General features: G+C 35.8%; 23 protein-coding genes and 1 pseudogene. 9 read left to right on the forward strand and 15 right to left on the reverse strand.

Translation table 11 applies throughout. The features are described 5' to 3' along the window. The first annotated feature begins 81 nt into the window (after window positions 1–81). Window positions 82–1,059 carry a polyphosphate kinase 2 family protein gene (locus tag JGH11_RS04100; protein WP_201110296.1) on the forward strand — a complete coding sequence of 326 codons (978 nt, stop codon included), beginning with the start codon at window positions 82–84 and terminating at the stop codon, window positions 1,057–1,059. 109 nt (window positions 1,060–1,168) lie between these two features. Here JGH11_RS04100 and JGH11_RS04105 read toward each other — a convergent pair whose 3' ends face one another. From JGH11_RS04105 to rsmA, 4 genes are all read right to left on the reverse strand, one after another. Continuing rightward, a complete protein-coding gene (locus JGH11_RS04105; RefSeq protein ID WP_201110297.1) occupies window positions 1,169–1,996 on the reverse strand; it encodes a fibronectin type III domain-containing protein in 828 nt (275 codons plus the stop codon). A gap of 208 nt (window positions 1,997–2,204) precedes the next feature. Next, a complete protein-coding gene (locus JGH11_RS04110) occupies window positions 2,205–2,387 on the reverse strand; it encodes a hypothetical protein (RefSeq protein WP_201110298.1) in 183 nt (60 codons plus the stop codon). A gap of 15 nt (window positions 2,388–2,402) precedes the next feature. Beyond that, window positions 2,403–3,347 carry a magnesium/cobalt transporter CorA gene (corA, locus tag JGH11_RS04115; RefSeq protein WP_201110299.1) on the reverse strand — a complete coding sequence of 315 codons (945 nt, stop codon included), beginning with the start codon at window positions 3,345–3,347 and terminating at the stop codon, window positions 2,403–2,405. A gap of 39 nt (window positions 3,348–3,386) precedes the next feature. After that, entirely contained in the window at window positions 3,387–4,175 is a 789-nt protein-coding gene (rsmA, locus tag JGH11_RS04120; RefSeq protein ID WP_201110300.1) for a 16S rRNA (adenine(1518)-N(6)/adenine(1519)-N(6))-dimethyltransferase RsmA, read from the reverse strand. Window positions 4,176–4,279: 104 nt separating this feature from the next. Here rsmA and JGH11_RS04125 point away from each other — a divergent pair, with 104 nt between their 5' ends. The 3 genes from JGH11_RS04125 (at window position 4,280) to JGH11_RS04135 (ending at window position 6,942) form a co-directional block, all read left to right on the forward strand. Then, on the forward strand, window positions 4,280–5,299 hold the full coding sequence (locus JGH11_RS04125) for a lysylphosphatidylglycerol synthase transmembrane domain-containing protein (protein WP_201110301.1): 1,020 nt from the start codon (window positions 4,280–4,282) through the stop codon (window positions 5,297–5,299). A 69-nt stretch (window positions 5,300–5,368) separates the two neighbouring features. Then, a complete protein-coding gene (locus JGH11_RS04130) occupies window positions 5,369–6,346 on the forward strand; it encodes an aminodeoxychorismate synthase component I (protein ID WP_236263855.1) in 978 nt (325 codons plus the stop codon). Continuing rightward, on the forward strand, window positions 6,343–6,942 hold the full coding sequence (locus JGH11_RS04135; RefSeq protein ID WP_201110302.1) for an aminotransferase class IV: 600 nt from the start codon (window positions 6,343–6,345) through the stop codon (window positions 6,940–6,942). The genes JGH11_RS04130 and JGH11_RS04135 overlap by 4 nt, the downstream gene beginning before the upstream one ends. Before the next feature lie 4 nt (window positions 6,943–6,946). On the opposite strand, the gene JGH11_RS04140 is transcribed toward JGH11_RS04135, so the two are convergent. The 3 genes and pseudogenes from JGH11_RS04140 to JGH11_RS04150 all read right to left on the reverse strand — a co-directional run bounded on the left by JGH11_RS04140 (window position 6,947) and on the right by JGH11_RS04150 (window position 9,977). After that, window positions 6,947–7,222 carry a DUF4884 domain-containing protein gene (locus tag JGH11_RS04140; RefSeq protein ID WP_201110303.1) on the reverse strand — a complete coding sequence of 92 codons (276 nt, stop codon included), beginning with the start codon at window positions 7,220–7,222 and terminating at the stop codon, window positions 6,947–6,949. Between the two features lie 23 nt (window positions 7,223–7,245). Continuing rightward, a pseudogene (locus tag JGH11_RS04145) lies at window positions 7,246–8,388 on the reverse strand (class I SAM-dependent RNA methyltransferase); the annotation flags it as partial. Between the two features lie 38 nt (window positions 8,389–8,426). After that, window positions 8,427–9,977 carry a glycoside hydrolase family 10 protein gene (locus JGH11_RS04150; RefSeq protein WP_201110305.1) on the reverse strand — a complete coding sequence of 517 codons (1,551 nt, stop codon included), beginning with the start codon at window positions 9,975–9,977 and terminating at the stop codon, window positions 8,427–8,429. A 187-nt stretch (window positions 9,978–10,164) separates the two neighbouring features. On the opposite strand from JGH11_RS04150, the gene JGH11_RS04155 reads away from it, so the two are divergent. Together JGH11_RS04155 and JGH11_RS04160 are read left to right on the forward strand one after the other, a co-directional pair. Continuing rightward, on the forward strand, window positions 10,165–11,406 hold the full coding sequence (locus JGH11_RS04155) for a metallophosphoesterase (protein ID WP_201110306.1): 1,242 nt from the start codon (window positions 10,165–10,167) through the stop codon (window positions 11,404–11,406). 3 nt (window positions 11,407–11,409) lie between these two features. Beyond that, window positions 11,410–12,009 (forward strand): ribonuclease HII, encoded by a 600-nt coding sequence (locus JGH11_RS04160; RefSeq protein WP_201110307.1) that lies wholly within the window; start codon window positions 11,410–11,412, stop codon window positions 12,007–12,009. Here the strand turns inward: JGH11_RS04160 and JGH11_RS04165 are convergent. The 8 genes from JGH11_RS04165 to JGH11_RS04200 all read right to left on the reverse strand — a co-directional run bounded on the left by JGH11_RS04165 (window position 12,006) and on the right by JGH11_RS04200 (window position 18,992). Next, the gene (locus JGH11_RS04165) at window positions 12,006–12,578 is read right to left on the reverse strand and encodes a DUF4468 domain-containing protein (protein WP_201110308.1); all 573 of its coding nucleotides are present in this window, start codon (window positions 12,576–12,578) and stop codon (window positions 12,006–12,008) included. The two genes, JGH11_RS04160 and JGH11_RS04165, sit on opposite strands and share 4 nt — an antisense overlap. A gap of 183 nt (window positions 12,579–12,761) precedes the next feature. Then, window positions 12,762–13,913, reverse strand: a complete 1,152-nt coding sequence (locus JGH11_RS04170; protein WP_201110309.1) for a 1-acyl-sn-glycerol-3-phosphate acyltransferase — start codon at window positions 13,911–13,913, stop codon at window positions 12,762–12,764. A gap of 11 nt (window positions 13,914–13,924) precedes the next feature. Beyond that, window positions 13,925–14,908: a D-alanine--D-alanine ligase gene (locus tag JGH11_RS04175; protein ID WP_201110310.1), complete on the reverse strand. Its 984-nt coding sequence runs from the start codon at window positions 14,906–14,908 to the stop codon at window positions 13,925–13,927. 20 nt (window positions 14,909–14,928) lie between these two features. After that, window positions 14,929–15,996, reverse strand: a complete 1,068-nt coding sequence (locus JGH11_RS04180) for an RluA family pseudouridine synthase (RefSeq protein ID WP_201110311.1) — start codon at window positions 15,994–15,996, stop codon at window positions 14,929–14,931. Then, window positions 15,996–16,610, reverse strand: a complete 615-nt coding sequence (locus tag JGH11_RS04185) for a PASTA domain-containing protein (protein WP_201110312.1) — start codon at window positions 16,608–16,610, stop codon at window positions 15,996–15,998. Before JGH11_RS04185 ends, JGH11_RS04180 begins: the two co-directional genes overlap by 1 nt. Window positions 16,611–16,766: 156 nt before the next feature. Next, complete coding sequence (locus JGH11_RS04190; RefSeq protein ID WP_006799740.1) at window positions 16,767–17,231, reverse strand: Lrp/AsnC family transcriptional regulator; 465 nt, start codon at window positions 17,229–17,231, stop codon at window positions 16,767–16,769. Between the two features lie 136 nt (window positions 17,232–17,367). Next, window positions 17,368–18,384 (reverse strand): FKBP-type peptidyl-prolyl cis-trans isomerase, encoded by a 1,017-nt coding sequence (locus JGH11_RS04195; RefSeq protein WP_201110313.1) that lies wholly within the window; start codon window positions 18,382–18,384, stop codon window positions 17,368–17,370. Window positions 18,385–18,407: 23 nt separating this feature from the next. After that, window positions 18,408–18,992 (reverse strand): FKBP-type peptidyl-prolyl cis-trans isomerase, encoded by a 585-nt coding sequence (locus JGH11_RS04200; RefSeq protein WP_201110314.1) that lies wholly within the window; start codon window positions 18,990–18,992, stop codon window positions 18,408–18,410. A gap of 175 nt (window positions 18,993–19,167) precedes the next feature. On the opposite strand from JGH11_RS04200, the gene JGH11_RS04205 reads away from it, so the two are divergent. The 3 genes from JGH11_RS04205 to JGH11_RS04215 are packed head-to-tail and all read left to right on the forward strand — an operon-like array spanning window position 19,168 to window position 22,046. Then, complete coding sequence (locus JGH11_RS04205; protein ID WP_201110315.1) at window positions 19,168–19,863, forward strand: NAD-dependent deacylase; 696 nt, start codon at window positions 19,168–19,170, stop codon at window positions 19,861–19,863. Then, a complete protein-coding gene (locus JGH11_RS04210; RefSeq protein WP_201110316.1) occupies window positions 19,860–20,960 on the forward strand; it encodes a carbohydrate-binding family 9-like protein in 1,101 nt (366 codons plus the stop codon). Before JGH11_RS04205 ends, JGH11_RS04210 begins: the two co-directional genes overlap by 4 nt. Before the next feature lie 12 nt (window positions 20,961–20,972). Then, the gene (locus tag JGH11_RS04215) at window positions 20,973–22,046 is read left to right on the forward strand and encodes a family 10 glycosylhydrolase (RefSeq protein WP_201110317.1); all 1,074 of its coding nucleotides are present in this window, start codon (window positions 20,973–20,975) and stop codon (window positions 22,044–22,046) included. Window positions 22,047–22,106 lie beyond the last annotated feature (60 nt).

Here is a 22,106-nt window from a genome sequence, read left to right on the forward strand (position 1 = left end):
TAAACCTTATGGAATGAATTGGTGTTTCATATACTATAGACAACCATTATAAATCCACATTCTCAATAATTCATATAGAATATGCAAAAAGATATCCTTAAAAAAATACTGGCAAAACCAGGAGAAAAGCATAAAGTATCCGATTTTGAGACTAATTATACAGCTAATCTTGTAAAAGAGAAATCAACCAACCTACTGGAAGAAAATATCCAAGAACTTGCTGTTTTACAAGACAAACTATATGCTCAAGATCGATATTCCATATTAGTCATTTTTCAGGCAATGGATGCAGCCGGTAAGGATGGCACAGTAAAACATGTCATGTCTGGGATTAATCCACAAGGATGCCAGGTCTATTCTTTCAAACAGCCATCGGCAGAAGAATTAGACCATGATTATCTGTGGAGAATTTACAGATGCCTTCCTGAACGTGGACGAATAGGTATTTTCAACAGATCTCATTACGAAGATGTTCTTGTGGCTAAGGTTCATCCTTCTATTGTACTGAACGGAAAGCTACCTAAAATTAATACAATAGAAGATATCAGTGACAAATTCTGGAAGAAACGTTATAGACAAATAAACAACATGGAAAGACATCTTACTGAAAACGGCACTATTATTATCAAATTCTTTCTTAATGTATCGAAAGAAGAACAGAAAAAACGCTTCTTAGACAGGCTCGACGATGAATCTAAAAATTGGAAATTTTCGGCTTCCGACATAAAAGAAAGTGAATATTGGGACGATTATATGAAGGCGTATTCTGATATGCTAACATATACATCCACTGAAGATGCCCCTTGGTACGTAATTCCAGCTGATAATAAATGGTTTATGAGATACGCAGTAGGACAAATAATATGTGATAGACTGCAGGAAATAGATTTACATTATCCCATACTGAGCAATGCAGCTAAAGCTGAAATAGAAGATGCAAAAAGGGCATTCTCTGACGACCTTATCATCAAGAAAAATCCATCTGCCGGCCGTAAAACTAAACAAGTAAAAACGCTTAAAGATAAACGGAAAAGTAAGAAGCGCAGAGCTACAAGATAAATGAATCAAGGGTTTGCTACCCATTTTACTTATATAGAAACCGGATTCTTTAGCAATTATTTTATTTTGTTAAAGAATCCGGTTTCTAAAAATTTATCATTAAATATTGTTATTCTACTCTGGTAAAATTAACATTGAGTGTAGCTGCTTCTAATACAAAACCTTCGTAGTCACTGCCTAGTATTTCTGTTAGCGCTCGCTGATAATCCCCTTCTAATTCTCTTTTTTTATCAAGTGAAATTATCAGATTATCTTTTTGTAAGCTATATGTATATACCTCATCGCTGCTTTTATCTCCATCAAAGTTACCCGTAAGGGTTAAAACATCGCCTGCTATGCTATAATTACCTTCAGACTCTAATTCATCATTTTCATAAGAGCTAAAAGTCAGATCGGCATTGAAGTATGTAAGTAATTCAACATCCACGGTCTCTTTACCTGACAAAGTAAATTCTCTAATTATAAATTCGGCTATCCTTGCATCATATGCAGATTTATTACTTTTTACTGTAGCCGAATATCTTGTCAGTTTCCAGCCTCCAATAAGAGTTAAGTGAGTTGGAGTAGTAATTTCGATAGTATTAGATTCTCCAATAACTGAAGATTCTCCTGAATCTCTGAATGCTTTTACCATTATAGTATATTTTACTTCAGGTTGGAAATAAGTTCCTTCCCATTCTATCGTAGCAGGATCATTAGCGTCAGCCATCTTAAAATTGGATGTTTGCCACTTAGTCTCTCCTTCTGCCTTAAAAAATACCTGATAACTATAAGTCCCATCTACTTTTGACCAATTAAGAGCAATAATATTATGAGCAACAGCTTCTCCGGTTAGAGTCATAGCGGTAATCGTACCATTATCGTCATTGTTATCGTCATCCGAACATGAAGCAAAGAATAAAGGAAAAGCTAAAAGTAGTACTAGAATTTTTTTCATTGTAAAAAAGTGTTAGTTTTAAAAAGTGTTATTAAAGATATAAAGGCCAAAGATAGGTATAAAAAATCTATACAGCAAAATACAAAATATCACTGCAATATTAAAGTTTAAGATTCGTTACATAAACTTAAATTCTAAAACCGCTAAATATAGGCAAAATATGTTTGGATGATAAAGGTCTTTGCAGAAACAATTTTACGGTCTTTCACTATTTATATTTCTCATACAAAATAACAAAACGTTGTTCCAACTCTTGTTTTATCCGCCGGCTCTCAGATTCGAATAGCTCTTTATCCAGCAGCTCCTGATTGTTTATCAGTTCTTCGGCTTGCATACGTAGCCCGACAATCTCTTTATCGTTATTTATTTTGCTGGCGGTTGCTCTATCCATACTGTTTATTGTATTTTACAGCCACTTTTTCTTTTTAAAATAAAAGAGAATAATCGCTACTGCAAATATCATGAAACCAATTGAAAATTCGTATCCATACTTCCATTTCAGTTCGGGCATTACATCAAAATTCATACCATATATACTTGCTATAAGTGTAGGTGGCATGAATATAACCGAAATAACAGTAAACATTTTAATAATCTTATTCTGTTCAATGTTTACAAACCCGAGGAAAGTATCCTGTAGATAATCAAGGCGATCGAAGCTAAAGCGAATATGTTCCAAAAGGGAATTAATATCCTTAATTAAGATTGTTATTCTTCCATGCAACTCTTTAGGCATCAACTCACTTCTCAACATACTCGACACTGCCCGCTGCTTATCAATGATATTCTCACGAAGCATCATTGTCTTTTCCTGTAAGTTCTTGATCTCCATCAATAACTCCTCATCTGCTTCCTGTATACTAATACTATTACTGAGTGTTGTAATTTCCTGAGTCATATCTTCTACCATATCGGCATCGATTTCTACTCGTGTTTCCAGAATAGCAACAAACACATGATATCCTGTAGGATAGTTACGTGGGTTGGCTGATATTTTCTTTATTGTTTCATGAAAAGAAGCCAAATCTTCTCCACGAACGGTGATCAGTATATTATTCTTAAGGATAAAAGAAACGGGTTCGCGTTCAAAATTACTTAGTAAGAAGTTAGCATTGACCACTAAAGAGTCAGCTGTCTCCATATAACGGGAAGACATCTCGATTTCGACCATCTCCTCTTCTTCCTGAATATATATCTTAAGATAATCTTCCAGTTCATTTTCAATCTCCTCATCTACATTGTTTAAGTCGATCCAGAGGAAATTTTTGATAGGAGTAGTCTTCAAAAATTCAATGCTACGGCTCATTCTGATAGCATTGTCTTTATGGTAAAATAATTTTACTTCGGACATGAGCGCTTTTTTTAAGTGTACGTATTCTATTTTCTTTCACTAATCCCTCCCGGGCAGATGAGCAGCGACAATATTAGTCAACTCTTCAAAATCTGCAACCGAGAGCCTCTCGGGTCGCTCATCAAAAACCGGATTGGCATAAGCTTCACAATCTTTTCCGAGCAAAGGCTTCATCGAATTTCGCAGTGTTTTCCGTCGTTGATTGAATCCGGTTTTTATTACTGTTTTAAAAAGCTTTTCATCACAACTCAGCTGCTGCCGGTTATTCCTTACTAACTTCACCACTGCCGATTTCACTTTCGGAGGAGGGTCGAACACCTTTTCACTTACCGTGAAAAGATATTCAATATCGTACCAAGCCTGTAGCAGTACACTTAAAATACCATACGTTTTACCACCGGGTTTAGCGGCAATACGCTCAGCAACTTCTTTTTGAAGCATACCTGAGCAACATGGTATATGGTTTTTATAATCAAGAACTTTGAAAAATATTTGCGAAGAAATATTATACGGATAATTACCAATTATACAAAATTGATCACTATAGATTTGTGTTAAATCTAATTTTAAGAAATCATCCTCTATAATATGACCCTGCAGACTAGGATAATGCTCATTAAGGTATGGGACAGAATCACGATCGAGTTCTACAACTGTCAACTCTCGCTTCTTCTCTATCAGATATTGAGTAAGTACTCCCATTCCTGGCCCCACTTCGATAACCGGTACACCGACAAAGTCGTCTAATGTATCAGCTATGCGACGTGCAATATCCAGATCTTTTAAAAAATGCTGACCTAAGAATTTTTTGGGTCTAACTACTGACATACCTATATTTATGATTATCTTTGTTGCCGCAAAGGTAGTATTTTATTGCTAAAATACAGCTTCTACCTCCAGGTTTATATAAAAATACAATTTTACAACACGGAATGGAAAATCCGAACAAGGTAACGACACTAAAAAAAAGCTCTCTCTTAAACAAACTTATCAAAGTTGTACTGCCACTAGTCTTAGGTATATATATAGTATATTACCTGATAAATAAAATAGATATCCATGAACTATGGCTTGTGTTGAAAGGAGCAAACTGGGGTATTCTTATTTTCTCTTTGCTTTTTGGATTACTAGGTAACACTATTAGAGCATATCGCTGGGCTCTTTTTATCAGACCGTTAGGATATTCGCCCAAATTATCCAATTTGAGTTTTGCGATATATGGAGGTTACGCCGTTAATCTGGCTATTCCGCGTGCCGGTGAAATATGGAAATGTGGTATGACTGCTAAGGTTGAGAAAATACCGTTCACAAAACTTTTCGGTACAATGATATTAGATCGGATATTCGATATGTTTACCGTTGTTTTTATAAGTATTGCTGCATTTATCATAAATATGCAGTTTTTTATATCGCAACTGGAACAAAACAAGTCGACATTGGATCTCATCATGATGATACTTAAGTCTCCAATACTATATATAGCTCTGGTTGCTGCAATAATTACAACATACATAGTATTCAAATTTTTTAAAGAAAATATTATAGTTGTAAAGGTTAAGAATTTTATATCGGGAATGCTACACGATATGAAGACTATTTGGCATATGAAAACCAAGGGTCGTTTACTTTTATCTACAATTGCGATATGGGGATCGTATTTTCTCTATTTTTATATAACATTCTATGCCTTCAATTTCACTGAAAATTTAGGTATCACTGCTGGGCTTATCACATTTGCGCTATCGAGCTTAAGCATGATAATCCCCTCGAATGGAGGATTGGGACCTTGGCAGATTGCCGTTATCGCAAGCCTGATGCTATATGGAGTGAGTGAGCTTAACGCTACTGCATTCGCAACAGGAGTATTTGCAATACAATCGATAATATGGACAACTCTTTGCGGTCTATTTGGAATAGCAGCTCTTGCTATCAAAAACAGAAATAATAAATAATCGGGTATTTACTTTAGGGAAAACAATCTATCTTTACTTGCAAATCAATGTAAAGAGGATAGTCATAAAATGTTTCTCAATAATATAGTCGAAATACAAGGAAAAATGAACGTTTGCGGAAAAGAGAAGAAGCCTTTTCTCTTTGCTGTAAATTTTGAAATGACAGAAGGTTTTATCATCGATGATCCTTTATCCCAAAACAAAATCTTATTTAAAGTATTAGACAAACAAAACAGCAGATTTACAGATAAGCGTCCTGATAATATTCAGTTTAAATTCGATCCGATTGTTTACGAAAAATATAAGCAGAAATTTGAAATTGTTCACAATGGATTGAAAAGAGGTTATTCGTACCTCACAAACCTAACTGTAAAAACGCCTATTACAACAAACTTATCTCTTGCTGAAATTTTCAGTTACAGTAATGCTCCATATAAGTTGTTACTTCCCGGAAAATTTGTTTGCTTTTCGCCTGAACGTTTTGTGAAAATATCAGGAGATATTATCTCAACCAACCCGATGAAAGGGACAATAGATGCATCTATTCCCAATGCAGAACAAATAATTCTAAATGACTATAAAGAAACTGCCGAACATAATACAATAGTAGACCTTCTTCGAAACGACTTGAGTATTATATCTGATAATGTAAAGGTCGACAGATTCAGGTATATTGATCGTATAAAAACTAATCAAAAAAGCATATTACAAGTAAGTTCTGAAATTACTGGTAAATTACAACCTAAAATTAAAGATAATCTTGGTGATATCATTTTTGGAATGCTGCCTGCAGGATCAATATCCGGCGCTCCTAAATCGGCTACATTAGACATTATCAGGCAAGCTGAAGGAGAGCCTAGAGGTTATTACACAGGTATATTTGGCTATTACGACAGTGAGACTTTAGACTCTGCTGTAATGATCAGGTATATAGAACAAATTAACAACCGATACTATTTCCGAAGCGGTGGAGGTATTACCGTCTATAGCGATTGTAAGAGTGAATATGAAGAAGTATTTAGCAAAGTATATCTCCCAATAATATGAAAGAGCCTTATTTCATAGAAACAATAAAAGTCATAGATGGTAAATTCCTCAATCTGCCGTATCATATGGATAGGATGAACCATACTATGATATCATTCTTCAATACAAGTATGTTTGTGGAACTTTGGATAGGTGATATTCCTCCGGAGCTAAGGATTGGCGTAGTTAAATGTCGTATCGTTTATTCATACTGTAGCGTCCGTGTAGAATATGAACGATATAACCTCAGAGAAATAAAACGGCTCAAGCTAGTCACAGATAACACACTAGACTATTCTTTCAAATATAAAGACAGGGAGAGAATCAATTCACTATTAGATCAAAGACAAGATTGTGACGACATATTAATTGTCAAGAATGGATTTATAACTGACACATCGTTTAGCAATGTTGTATTCCAAAACGAATATGGATTATACACTCCATCCTCTTACCTTTTAGCAGGAACAAAACGTCGTAAATTATTAGAAACAGGAGCAATTAAAGAAACCGAAATCCGAAAAGACGATATATCCAACTACTTTAAATTATATCTTATCAATGCTATGATTGATATTGAGGATCATATTTCTATAGATATTTCATCAATTAGCTAGATTACTATTTTGGAGTACTTCTTTTGTTTAGAGTCTGGGTTCTCACTTTTGTCGAATCATTTGCAATAGCCGTTACATCGCCCGTACAATTCGTAAAGTAAACATATTTACCCCTATCCATAAAACGATATACCTTACAGCCATCATGTTCAAACAAATAGTCGACCTTATATGTCTGGTTATTATCAGATATCTGACTCACAATAGGACGTTCAACCGAACAAGAAAAAAGACCAATAACCGACAAACTTCCAAGTAATAAATTAACGAGTATTTTCATAACCGTAAGTTTTATTATGTTTAACTTATATCCTTCTTTGCTTCATTTCTCTTTCCTGCGAATATATCATATTTCCGAAACTCACATTGTAGCGAGCCGTTTACCAATTGTATTTTTTTCGATGGTTTCAAACCTATCTTATCGAAACATTCCTTCTTATAACTCAGAATCCAAGCAGAATATCCCATAAATACATGTTTTAGCCTCTCCCCTATTTTTTCATATAAGCCAAATAAGTCTTCGGGTTGAATACGCTCTCCATACGGTGGATTGGTCACAAGAATTCCCTGTTGAGCCGGAGCTTCGGCATAATCTTCTATAGGCATTGTTTTCAATTCAACACACTTTTCCACTCCTGCTCCTTTTATATTTTTAGTGGCAATATCAATAGCTTCCTTAGATATATCCGAACCATATATCTTATGTTTGAACTCGCGTTCGCCACTATCATCATTATATATCATTTCAAATAAATCTGCATTGAAATTCTTCCATTTCTCAAAAGCAAAACTTTGTCTGTATATTCCTGGCGGTACGTTCATCGCTATCATAGCAGCTTCGATAAGAAGTGTTCCTGAACCACACATAGGATCAACAAAATCAGATTCACCTCTCCATCCTGTTTTAAGAATCATACCGGCTGCCAACACTTCGGTTAATGGCGCTTCGGTTTGGGCGACCCGATAACCTCTTTTATGTAATGACTCACCGGAACTATCGAATGATAAAGTACATTTATCGTGAGCTATATGGAAATTGATAAGCAAATCAGGATTTCTAGTATCAACAGATGGACGTTTAGCAACCTTCTGCATGAAATAATCGGCGATAGCATCTTTTACCCGATACGCCACAAACTTAGAATGGGTAAAATAGTCGGAAAAAGTAATTGCATCAATAGCAAAGGTACTATCTTCCGTCAAGTGTTCGTACCAATTCATAGCCTTTACTTTCTTATATATTTCGTCTGTATTTTTTGCCTTAAACTCATATACAGGGCGAAGTATACGTAAGGCTGTACGACAGTGAATATTCGCTTTATAGAGTAAAGCAAGGTCACCTTCGAAGGAAACCATACGGGTTCCTATTTCCAGATTATTAGCACCCAGACTTGTTAACTCTTCAGCCAGAACATCTTCTAACCCAGCCATTGTTTTGGCTATCATTGTAAATTCTCTTTTCGCCATTATTGCTTTATTTCCTCTTACAGTTTTATTTTCTTCGATTTTCCTTTCGATTCATTATGAAAGCCATCAACGGCTGTCACAATATACTTATATTCTTTATTACCTCCTTCATATGGCAGAACCAACTTATTATCTCTTGTAATAGCTACGATATACTGAGGATTATCTAAATTCTCACCTTCTCCTTTACCAAAACGATAGACTACAAAGTATTGTGCTGTCTCGGGATTATATTTATCCGTATTACTTTCCCATGTAAGCGTATGTGTTGTACTTGTATATGATTCTTGCAATCCACTCACTTTCTTAGGTTTCTTCTTATGCATATGGGTGTACGCAGGGATCAATGCAGGATACTTATGGTAATTGTTCCTTAATTGCGTTGCAACTCCTTTATAGTCATCTAAAAGTTCGTAAGCAGGCCAAAAACAGTTACCATGCACAGTTGTATAACTTCTCGACAGTATCATTTTCTCAGACAGTTGATTGTCACCTGAAGGCTGTGTTGTGGCATCCATAGTACGCTTTACGTCCTGGCCAATATAAAGATGCTCTTTATAGTTGTTATTAGCCCACCAATCTATCAGAGTTTTATAATCTGCAAGTTGATGTCCTATCTCCCAATATATCTGCGGCATATTGTAATCTATCCAACCTTCTTTTACCCATAGTTTTACATCTGCATACAGATCGTCATAATTCTGTAATCCATTTGTATTACTTCCCGATCCATCAGGCGTATTCTTTTTGTTTCGATAGATACCAAATGGACTGATACCAAATCTCACCCAAGGTTTAGAAGTCAATAATGTATGTTTTATTTCTTTAATTAGTAAGTTCACGTTATTTCGCCGCCAATCACCTATCTGATTTTGTGTAAAGCCCTGCTTTCTTGCATATGTATTAAAACTGTTAGCATCAGGGAAAGCCTCTCCGGCAATCGGATAAGGATAAAAATAATCGTCCATGTGAATAGCATCTACATTATAGCGCATTACTATATCCTTAACTACATCACATATAAACTTACGGTTTTCGGGGATACCCGGATCAAAATAGATTTTACCTCCATATCTGACAAAGCGTTCAGGATATTTATAATAGATATGGCTCTTGGCAAACATATCGTTTTCGCTTGCCGACACACGATAAGGATTAAGCCATGCATGCAATTCCATATTACGTTTATGACATTCCTCGACCAAGAAAGCCAATGGATCAAAACCACCTTCGGGAGCTACACCTTGTACTCCTGTAAGAAACGCGCTCCATGGCTCTAAGTCTGATTTATAGAAAGCATCAGCATATGGCCGCGCCTGAAATATAACAGCATTTATTCCATCAGCTTGCAGTTCATCCAATGTTCTTACAAAATAGGATTTCAACTGTGAGGTAGTCATATTTTTATATCTGGTCTGCCAAGCAGTACTTAACCAAGCTCCTCTAAATTCCCGTTTAGGGTGAGTAATATCGGAAAATCTAACACGTTGACGTTGCGTACCGCAGGAAGAAAGTAATATTATAAAAGTAGTTATAAAAAACAGGCTGAAAATCTTATTCTTATTCATAGAAGTAACATAATTTAATAAGTCGTTACAAAAATAGGAATAATAACTAGAATGTCTTTTATATAAATGCCTTACTTTTGTCTGAGTTAATAAAGATTAAGGACACAAATCCATTTATGTAACTGATTACAACTTTGACAATCTGCTATTTTTATAAATTACATTTAAACCATTCTTAATTTAATTGATGAAACAAATAATATTATATATATCATTCATTCTTTCTATCAGCCTCCAAGCTAATGAACCGATAAAAATAGGAGTGATCTCGGACACGCATTTTCTTTCAGAAAAACTTATGGATGATGGTTATGCGATACAAGATTATTTGTTGAATAGCGGAAAGAATGTGAAAGACGTCCCTGCTGTACTTGATAAAGTTCTAGATGATTATCTACAGAGCGACATTCAAGTCTTACTTGTAAGCGGAGATATGACCAAAGATGGAGAGAAACAAAGTCATATCGATTTTGTTGAAAGACTAAAGCCTTTAAAAGAAAAAGGGGTTAAAATCTTTGTTATCCCTGGGAACCATGATGTAAATATGCCTAATTCGATAGAATTTAAAGGAAATAAAAAGCTACCTGTAGCAAGTGTTTCCGTTCAGGAATTTACAGACATATATTCAGACTGCGGATATAGAAATGCCCTTCATAAGGATACCGCCAGTTTAAGTTATGTAGCACAACTAAATAGTAACACGTGGTTATTAGCTATAGACGCTGCAAGATATAGAGAATATAAGACCGGAAGTATTTCCGGAGGAAAGATATCTCCATCTACAGAACTATGGATCAACGACAGATTAAAGGATGCAAAAGAAAAGAACATTCAGGTGATAGGTATGATGCATTGGGGAATTACAGAACATATTATGTATCAATCATCATTTTTTAAAGACTATCTGATATTCGACTGGCAACGGCTAGCAAATTTACTTGCAGACGGGGGGATGAAAGCCATTTTCACAGGACATTTCCATTCGAATGATATTTCTGCATTTACTTCCGATAAAGGCAATATCATTTATGATATAGAAACAGGTACACTATCTGCATACCCATTTTCATATCGCTTTGTAGAGTTTAGTGACAAGAAAATGAATATTAGAACAAAAAATATAACATCAATTGCTAATTCTCCAAATCTGGCAAAAGATGATAAAATCCGTATGCAAATATTATCAGAGAAACAAGCGAAGCAAAAACTGAAAGGGCTAGGCTATAATCTACCTGACAGCACATTATCTGAAATGGCTAATATTCTTTCGCAGATATTCGTTCTACATGCATATGGTGATGAAAAGATCGATGATAATTTAAAAAAGGCGATGGAAAAATTATCCATGCAACTAGAAACTCCAATAGATTTGATGGATATGGAACTAGATTTCCCCCCTGCCGATAATGATGTTGAAATTATTTTTTAAAATATGCTACAATTAACCTTATACCCTGATCTTATAGAAGCCGGATGTGACGAAGCAGGACGCGGATGCCTTGCCGGACCAGTATTTGCCGCAGCTGTCATCTTACCACAAAATTTTGAATGTGAAGCACTCAATGACTCGAAGCAACTGAGTGAAAAGGAAAGATATACTTTACGCCCATTCATAGAAGATCATGCTATTGCTTGGGCTGTAGGAATAGTAGACCATAAGGAAATAGACAAAATAAATATACTCAATGCATCCTTCCTTGCTATGCAAAGAGCTGTAGCAGCACTAAAAACACGTCCCCAACATTTATTAATAGATGGTAATCGTTTTCGTAAATATGAAGATATTCCTCATACATGCGTGGTAAAGGGTGATGGAAAGCTACTACCTATAGCTGCAGCTTCTGTTTTAGCAAAAACTTATCGTGATGATTATATGATGGGATTACATAATGAATATCCTATATACGACTGGAACCACAATAAGGGATATCCGACAAAAAAACACAGAGAAGCCATAAAAGAACATGGAATCACTCCATATCATAGATTAAGCTTTAACTTGGAAGAGAAACAATTGAAACTCGATTTTTAATAACCAAACTTACGTTCAAAATCCTCAGCTATTTGATTTAGGAAAAACAATGTACTTTTTCGTGTATTTACCCTAAATTCTTTCAAGTTGTCATCAACTTCGATTGCTTTGTCTGTTATAAAATCTTCGGCTCTTATCACCCGGGGCAACAATTTGTCATTCTTGGCATTTTCATAGAGATACGATATGCCTGTTATCTCAAGGACACACTTATCCTGAAAAATAAAACCGTTTATACGATATCTCATAATCATTTTTTCGCGCACACCTTTACTATTTGCAGGTAGGAGCAATTCAATCCTAGACTTTGCTATAAATTCTTTATTTTGAGTGTCATGACGTACACTAGAAATGAACGGATCTTTTCCGTAATTAATAATTGCCCAATCTTTTAGAATCTTATAATTTGCATCTTGCGAAACACTATTTTTTGAAGCGATCTCTTTCAAAAAAGTCACCTTGCCTTCAATTTCTGAAACCTCCACAAAACTATCACCTTGTCTTACAACCTGTGCAAAACCAGCAATAGGAAACAAAATGAAAACAATATACAATAGGTATTTTTTCATAGTTTTAACTATTTGTGTAATGCAAATATATAAATATATCTAAAAACAAAAAACGGCAACCTATTTTATTTCTTTAACAATAGAAAAAGTAACTTATAAATATACGGTACATATACGATAAGAAATCCTCCTTACATTATGAATATAAGGAGGATATATATACTTAGAGTCAATGTTTTTTATTTATACACTCTCTGTTGCTTTTAGATAATTGGTTAGTGTATTTGAATACATTTCCAACATTTTGTCTAATACAAAGTCATGATCAATATAATCTAAATCTATTTTCACTATCTGCTTCTCTAAATAATTTTTAAAATCATCCAGTTGCTGATCAGTATATTTATCTCTAAAGCGAGTTTCTTTATAATAAAGATCATGAGCGATATAATTACAAGGAAATATTTCGTAATTCGCATGAATCTCCTTATCTATTATTTTTGCTGCTAATTCGGGCTGTAATCGTTTATCCGGTTCAGTAATCTTATCCAGCTCGGAATTTATACACTTACCAAAACGGAAAACTACATTACCTTTTTGCCCCAAAATACCTATCTCCATGTTTAAAAGATCATCTCTTTGTGTCTTCTTGAAATCCGGATCGTCACGTTTCTGTTGAAACTCCTTCGCTTTCAGGTAATCACATGGATCATACTCATAGGAAATAGAGAGTGGTATAAGATTAAGTTCTTTTAAACTCTCTAAAAAAGACTTATCTTCCGGATAAAGAGCCAACATCTTCAACAAACTGTCTTGGGTTCTGTCATCTGCATTCTTCGCTCGTCCTTCACGTTGAGCAATCCAAACAGATTCTCCTTTTTCTCGAATTGCATAATGAATATATTCAGACAGATGTTTAGAAGCAACTAATCTTTCCTTTATAGAAAGGCCACGTCTTACAATAAAACTCTTATTCAATCTCACCAACTTATCTATCCATGGATGAATAAGCAAGTTATCTCCTATAGCAATTTCAGTTGTATCGAATCCTTGTTTATACCGTAAAATATTCAAGAGTCCCGCATCTAATACAATATCTCTGTGGTTGGATAAAAATAGATGCTCTACCGAAGTGTCGATATTATCCCAGTTATCTCCCTTTATACTTGTAGCCACCTTTGTTCCCAACATTGTCACTACAGGATATATCATTTCAGCCTGAAACTGGCCTTTAGTTTTGTATCTGGACATTTCAGCTGAAAATTCATCCCAATTAATATTTGGGATTATATATTTCACAGCATGTTGAAATCCGGGATCTATAAGTATTTCCTGAATTGCTTCTCCTACCTCATGATCGTAAAGAGGTGCTATGTCATCAAATTTGCTACTCATGGTATATAAATTCAAATGGCGTTAAATTCGTTTTCAATAATTTCAGTCAGTACTTCTTTTATATCCAAACCTGCAGCAGCTATTTGCTGTGGTATAAAACTGGTTTGAGTCATTCCTGGTACAGTATTGACCTCTAATAGGAAAGGTTGATTATCAGAAATAATAAAATCTACCCTGATTAGACCTTTCGCTCCAACCAGATCATATACCTTACGGGTTAGTCTTTGTATTTCATCTGTCATCTCTCCCGATATACGGGCTGGGGTTATCTCTTCAACTTGCCCCTCATACTTGGCCTCATAATCAAAGAACTCATTTGGAGTTACAACCTCTGTTATAGGAAACACAACCTCTTTGTCCTTTGTTTTATAACAGCCACATGTTACTTCACGCCCACTTATAAAGCTTTCGATAATAACATCCGGTGTTTCACCAAATGCTGCATCAATAGCTTGTTGTAGTTGATCTACCGCCTTTACTTTAGTTGTGGCAAAACTCGAGCCTCCTGTATTTGGTTTTACAAAAAGAGGAAACTTCAGTTTTTCTTCAATACCTCTTAAATTATATTTCGTATCCTTATTCAAATATAGGGAATCTGCGACTCTTATGCCAAAGTTTTTAAGAAAATTATTACAAATAAACTTATTCATTGTTAATGCAGATGCCATCATTCCACATGTAGAATAAGGTATCCCCAACATATCGAAGTATCCTTGTAAACGCCCGTCTTCACCGGGAGTCCCATGAATAATGATATACGCAAAATCGAAATATATTCTCTGATCGGATATAGGACATATATAGCTGAAGTCATTCTTATCAACTGTATACACATACCCTCCTACTTCTACAGTCCATTTTTCCTTTGTTATTCTGATCTTGTAGATATTGTATTTTTCTTCATCCAAAAAAGAACAGATGCCAGCCATACTTTTAGCCGATACAACTATTTCGGAGGAATACCCACCCCATACAACGGCAATGTTTCGTTTCATTACTTTATACCTGTATATTATTAAACTTCCCTATTAGCAATATATCCTCGCCATTTTTCTAACAATTGTATCATATCTCCCGGTATCGGGGCTTCAAACATGAGTTCTTCTCCTGTGCGAGGTTGAATAAAACCAAGAGTTTGAGCATGCAAAGCCTGACGCGGACATATATTAAAGCAGTTCTGTACAAATTGCTTATACTTCGTAAAATTAGTACCTCTCAACACCTCATCTCCTCCATAACGAGCATCGTTAAATAGAGTATGGCCTATATACTTCATATGCACGCGTATCTGATGTGTTCGGCCCGTTTCCAGTTTACACTGAATTAATGAAACATAACCTAATCGCTCCAACACTTTATAGTGCGTTACGGCTGTTTTGCCATGTTCTCCATCTTTGAAGACAGTCATCAACATACGATCTTTGAGATCACGACCTATATTACCTTCTATACGTCCTTCATCTGCTTCCACAGCCCCCCATACTAGCGCAACATATTGGCGTTTGGTGGTCTTATTGAAAAATTGAGCTGAAAGATGAGCCTTCGCATAAGCATTCTTCGCTACTACAATAAGCCCCGATGTATCTTTATCTATACGGTGCACTATACCCAAACGAGGGTCTTTGGCATCATATTCCGGTGTATCTTTAAGCAAATAAGCTATTGCATTTACCATTGTCCCTTGGTAGTTTCCAAATCCGGGATGGACAACGAGCCCCGGAGGTTTATTTATCACCATTAGATCCTCATCCTCATAAACGACATCTAATGGTATATTTTCAGGTATAATTTCAAGTTCACGTGGTGGGCGATTCATAACCACCGACACCACATCTAACGGTTTGATTTTGTAGTTTGACTTTACAGGGGTGTCATTTACCAAAATGCATCCAGCCTCTGCCGCTTGCTGTATCCTGTTTCGCGACACACCCACTATGTGCATAGACAAATATTTGTCTATCCGAATCAGTCCCTGTCCTTTATCAGCAACAAACCGATAATGCTCATAAAGCTGGTTATCTTGCTCTTCTCCAAACTCGTCCTCGGGAAGATCAATTATATCGTCAATAGAATTATCTGTCATTATTCGAAGAAAGATTCATCAATTTTAGCATCTTGTTCCTGTATACTGTCTTGATAAGACTCACCGCCTGCACCAACAGTCATACGTAAAGTCGCACCCTTAGGTACTTTTTGATTTGATGACAACTCCTTACCTTTATATGATATGGAAATAACTATACCGGCATATGCCGATGGCACCTCGTCTATTATTATTTTATCAAAACCTAACGAATTAAGCTGTGCTTCTGCTTGGCGTCGGGAGTAGTCTTTCAGTTCAGGTATAGCCACCATTTGTATTCCTTTTGCCTGTATGGTTAGAAAGATTGTACGCCCTTCTTTTACTTTCGATTGTTCTTTTGGCGTCTGCTCAATTACAGCGCCTGGCACACCACCTGTAACAAATATAGAATCAACAATTTCACACTCTAAAGTTGCAGATTTTAGTATTCCTCGTGCCTCTTCGACTTGTAGACCTTTTACCCCTGGAACAGTAACAGATTCATCATGTTTAGTATAGATATTCAATATAAAGAGAACGACTGCAACCAAAACCAAGGAAACAGCAATCATCAACAATATATTCTTTATATATATATTCGATAAAAGTCTCAATACAACATTTTTTTTCTCCATATATAATTCTCTAAGCAAATATAGCTGCAAAAATATTAAAAAAATACGGCTTTACCCCCTTTTACCTTACATATTTATCTTTATTAAAGATAAATGAAAAAGGATAGCCCTCACTGAGAACTATCCTTTCTATAATTAATAAGTTAAATCAATTTATCATTCAGATTTAGATATTGGAATTTGACGCTTAACCCCTTGACTAAGAGAAATCATAGTCTCAGTAGCTACAACACCAGGAATATCTTGTATCTTATTATTAAGCAAATCCATTAAATGCTCATTATCTCTGGCATACAACTTAATAAGAATTGTATAAGGACCTGTTGTAAAGTGCGATTCTACTATTTCTGGAATTTTATCCAATTCAGGTATTACAGTCTTGTACATAGAACCTCTTTCCAACTTTACTCCTATATAGGTACATGTATTATACCCTAAAACTTTTGGGTTAACGAAATAGCCGGAACCAACTATAACGTCCATCTCAATCATGCGTTGTACTCTCTGATGGATAGCTGCACGAGAGACGCCACATTCCAGAGCTACATCTTTGAATGGGATCCTCGCATTCTGAGATATAATCTCCAGTATCTTCTTATCAAGTTTATCAATCTTTTGCATAAAATGAGCTTTTTATTGTTATTTTATTTCAAATATAAGATATTTTTCACAAAAACAAGCCTTTTTGCTCAAAATTCCATACTGATGATACCATAACATTATCTAAAACATATATTTTAACTTATTGTCTTTACAATTATTTTCCCTCTATTCCTATCAATTCGATATCGAAGATAAGAGTTGAAAAAGGTTTGATTGTACCTCTATCCTGAGCTCCATATGCTAGATCGTACGGAATATAAACAGTCCACTTAGAACCTACAGGCATCAATTGAAGAACCTCTGTCCAACCTTTAATCACCGCACTTACATTAAATGTAGATGGCTCTTTTCTTTCTACAGAACTGTCAAATACTGTTCCATCAAGTAAAGTACCGTGGTAATGAACTTTAACTACATCAGATGCAGACGGCTTAGGACCGTTACCTTCTTTTACAATTTTATATTGTAGCCCGTCAGGCAATGTAACAACACCGTCTTTTGCTTTATTCTCATCCAGGAATTTTTGTCCAGCTTCAATTTGAGGAGCATATTGCTTTTTCAATTCCTCTTCTTGTCTTGCTTGAGCCTTTGCCTGCACTTCCTGCATTTTAACATTGAATAATGTAGCAGGGTCTGTTACAACAAATTTTCCTTTCTTCATTGCTGTCGCCATAGCTGATAAGAAAGCATTATTATTAATTTTCTCTTTCGACTCAGCACCATACATTTGAGAAATCAGATTAGGGAACATTTGTTTCGAAATTTGTCCTCCAACTGATACACCTGCATAATAAGCAGATTTGGATTCCGGTGCATCTAAACTTTCTTTCAAACCTTTCAGGAATTCCGAAATATTTCTTTCATTAGCCTTTACAGTAGAATCCATCTTATGTTTCATCTCTTTTTCAAGAGATGCTTTTTTCACAGCATCTTGTTCAGCTTCGATCTGTCTCATATAAGACGGCCTGATACCTGTAGTATCACTTACTACGCCTAATTGTTGTAAGTGCATAGAAAGACCTTGATCATAAAGACTAGCACCGAAAGCATAAGAAATAGTATCAATCTCTGTCTTCAATGAAGCGTCTGTAGAAACGCCCCCTCCACAAGATGTAAGCAAGGCTCCGACTGCAACAAAAGCGCCAAGAGCAACAACTTGAATTTTTTTCATGTTTTAATTACGTAATTTATATATTAAACAATATCTAAAATTTCGACTTCAAAAACTAATGTAGAATTAGGCTCGATAGCTTGTCCTGCCCCTGCCGGACCATAAGCTAAATTAGACGGTATAAATAATTTCCATTTAGAGCCAGTTGGCATCAACTGAAGAGCTTCCACCCATCCCGGAATCACTTGATTTACTCCAAATGTAGCCGGCTGACCTCGTTCTACAGAACTATCAAATACTGTTCCATCGATAAGAGTACCATGATAGTGACATTTTACCTGATCGGTAGCTTTAGGTTTAGCCCCATTTCCTTCTTTTAATATTTCATATTGAAGGCCGCTTGGTAATGTTACTACCCCCGGTCTTTTTCCATTTATTGCTAAAAACTCTTCTCCGGCTTTCATATTCACTTCTAATCTATCTTCCTGAAGTTTAGAAAAGTAATCGTTCATTACCTCTTTTGCCTCATCATAAGACATATCCAGAGGAGATTCGTTTATAACATCTTTCATACCTTTTAGGAAAGCGTCAAAATCAACTTTTTTAATACCTGAACTTAGGAAGTTATTTCCAATACTTAATCCCAGAGCGTAACTGATTTTATCCATATATAATCTTTCTTTTTTGTCAACCCTGTAAATCAAGCTGATAGATATCAGGAAACAAAGGCTAACTGTTTATTTAATTTTGCCAACAAAAGTAACTCTTTTCATTATACTTTTATGAATTTTAGGCTTTAAAAAACTATATTTGTATATTATACTTACATTTTTTTAATATTTAATGAAACATATCGTCGTTTTAACCGGTGCCGGCATGAGTGCAGAAAGTGGGATTGCTACTTTCAGAGATTCAGGCGGATTGTGGGAACAGCACGCTATAGAGGATGTGGCTACTCCCGAAGGATTCCAACGTAATCCTCAGTTAGTACTAGATTTTTATAATGAAAGACGAAAGGCCGCATTTGGAGCAAAGCCAAATAAAGGGCATATAGGCCTGGCAGAGATGGAATCTGACTACAAAATATCCATTATAACCCAGAATGTAGACAACTTGCATGAACGTGCAGGCAGTACGAACGTAATACATCTTCATGGAGAATTAAACAAAGTCCGTTCTACTGCCGATCCATCTTTAATATATACACTCACTTCCGACAAACCTGAAATAAATATAGGAGATAAGTGCGAAAAAGGGTCTCAACTACGCCCTCATATAGTATGGTTTGGAGAAGCTGTACCGATGATAGAAAAAGCGGCTGAAATTACACAGCAGGCTGATATATTAGTAGTCATAGGTACATCTCTTAATGTATACCCTGCTGCTGGATTAATTAATTATACTAAACAGAATACACCTATCTATCTTATAGACCCTAAAGAAGTAAAAACAAATATAAAGAGTATACATTTCATTCAGAAAGGGGCCTCTGAAGGTGTTGAAGAGTTAAGGGAAATACTTAAATTAAAATATTCATGACTATCAAATCCATTAAAATTATATCCGTTATTTATCTATTATCACTCACAAACATAAGCCAAGCACAATCTCATTTCAAAGAATACAAGAACCTATTCGCCCCCCCACTTAGTTATGTGACAGGACACACCACCTCTGCTCCTATTATAGATGGTGACATCAATGATGATGCATGGATGAAAGCCGAATGGACCTCATTTTTCGAAGATATAGAAGGTACTACAAAACCCAAACCATACTACAAAACACGGGCGAAGCTACTTTGGGATAAGACTTATTTGTACATAGCAGCTGAGCTCGAAGAATCTCATGTATGGGCCACATTGTCGCAAAGAGACGAAATCGTATTCCACGACAATGATTTCGAAATATTCATCGACCCCACCAATACAACCCACCAATATTTCGAAATAGAGATTAATGCACTAAACAACATTTTTGATCTATTTTTGCCAAAGCCATATCGCAATAGAGGCTCGGCTCTATTTAGCTGGAATACTCCGGGTATGAAACATGCTGTAAAAATAAATGGAACGCTAAATAACCCTGACGACAAAGACCAAGCGTGGACTGTTGAGTTTGCCATACCATTCAGTGCTCTTACTATGGGAAATCATATACATATACCAAAAGACGGAGATATATGGAGGATCAACTTTTCGAGAGTACAATGGGAAACCGAAATCATAGGGAAGAAGTATATAAAAAAGAAAGACTCGACTGGTAAACCTTTGCCTGAATATAATTGGGTGTGGTCTCCACAAGGGGTAATAGATATGCACAGACCTGAACGCTGGGGATATCTACTATTTTCAGAGATAGAGGCAGGCACTAATTTACCTGTATTTGAACTCCCTTATAGCGAATTACAAAAGCAATACTTATGGTTGATTTACTACAAACAAAACAGCTTCAGATCGAAAAACAAGCATTATGCTACATCTCTCAGTGAACTAGGGCTTAAAGATATTGTAGATATAACTAACATAACAAATAAATTAACTGTACATGCTACAAAATCTCAATTCACTGCTATCATAAAAGATGTATCTGGCAACACCATAAGAATCAACGAAGAAGGTCTAATTATGAAATAAATATCATATATCATGAAAAAACTATTAAATACCTATAGATTATTAGCATTAGTATTTGCATTTACTATAATTAGTTGTAATTCGACCAATAAGGAATCCGAATCAGACAACAAGTATAAACACTGGGTATGGATCAACCCGCAAAACAGCGATACTGAAGAAGAACTGACTATAAGATATAAAAAATACCATGATGCAGGTATAGCCGGTATATTCTTCGAAGCTGACAGCGAGAAGCATTTCCGTACAGCTAAAGCTCAAGGCCTTGAAGCTCATAGATGGATGTGGATTATGAACAGAGGCGACGCTCTAAAAGAACATCCCGAATGGGCTGCCGTTAGCAGAAAAGGTGAATCCTGTGCTGACCATCCTCCATATGTAGATTATTATAGATGGATGTGCCCATCCCGCCCCGAGGTTGCAGAGTTCCTTGTAAATGATGTAAAGAATACTCTAGCTAAGGATTATGTAGATGGTATCCATATGGACTATGTACGTTTTTCGGATGTGGTTCTTGCTGTTAACCTATGGAAAGTTTATGACATAGTACAAACTGAAGAATTACCAGAATACGACTTCTGCTATTGTGGTGCCTGCAAAGCAGGATTCAAGGAGAAATACCATCAGAATATCGATAGCATACAATATCCGACTCAGAGTCTTTCTTGGCGATCGTACAGATACAATGCTGTTACAAACATTGTAAATCAAATCAGCGAAGTTGCCAAAGCTAATCATAAACCTTTGACGGCAGCTGTTTTTCCAACACCTGACGTAGCAAAACGCCTCGTTATGCAAGACTGGACAAACTGGCCGTTAGATGCTGTTTACCCAATGATTTACCATGGCTTTTATAAAGAAGATGTACCTTGGATAGGTGATGCAGTAAAACAAGGCTTGAGAGGTATAGACGGACGATTCCCTCTTTACGCCGGGCTATACATGCCTGATTTTAAGAACAATCAGGAAATCGAAGAAGGAATTAAGTACGCACTGCAAAATGGGGCTAGTGGTGTCTCTATCTTTGGTGATCTAAATGATGATATATTGGCAATATTAAGTAAATACAGAACTAAGCCAGAATAACAAACGATATCTAAAAGAAAAAAGGGCGAGAAAATTCAGTTCTCGCCCTTTATCATATAT

This window comes from Dysgonomonas sp. Marseille-P4677, assembly GCF_016652235.1.
GTDB lineage: Bacteria > Bacteroidota > Bacteroidia > Bacteroidales > Dysgonomonadaceae > Dysgonomonas.